This window comes from Planctomonas deserti (assembly GCF_003067705.1).
GTDB lineage: Bacteria > Actinomycetota > Actinomycetes > Actinomycetales > Microbacteriaceae > Planctomonas > Planctomonas deserti.
Genome location: NZ_QANL01000244.1, coordinates 1 through 506, shown reverse-complemented (window position 1 = coordinate 506; position 506 = coordinate 1). Strand labels below are relative to the sequence as shown.

The window sequence follows — 506 nt, the reverse complement described above, 5'->3', positions numbered from 1 at the left end:
CGTCGGCTTGCGCATCCATTGCAGGCGCTCGGCGGCCTTGCCCCAGAAACCATCCGGGTCGGTCACCGAAGCCTGGTACTGCTGTTCGTACGACGTCTTGTCGATGCGTGCCTTGGCGGCGAACTGCGGATCGACGGGGTAGATATCAGCCATGGCACCCTCACTTGCACGTTGACTTTGTATGTGCGGTCGCAGCATCGCAACGACCGATCCCCCTCAGTTTGCCCCATCCACCCCCGGCCGCGTCACCACCTTGGTTAGACCATGGTCGAAAGTGAGCGTCCTGCAGGGCCGGGTTCGACCAATGGCCAATAGCCGCTGTGCGTGAACGCCCCGCAGTCTCGGCTCGACCGTGCCCCACGCGCGGCATCACCTTGCCACTTGGGAGAGAGGGCAACATGAGCCACCGTACGTTGAAAGCCGTGCGCACACCTTTGGCGGCCTGCCTGTTGGTCGCCCTGGTCGCACCGGGCATGGCGTTCGCTGAGACCGCCAAAGAGAAAGCG

At 63.6% G+C, this 506-nt stretch carries 1 protein-coding gene; it reads right to left on the bottom strand.

The features are described 5' to 3' along the window. Positions 1–153: acetyl-coenzyme A synthetase N-terminal domain-containing protein (locus DAI20_RS20500; protein WP_159085187.1), on the bottom strand; the 153-nt coding region annotated here is incomplete at its 3' end. Positions 154–506 lie beyond the last annotated feature (353 nt).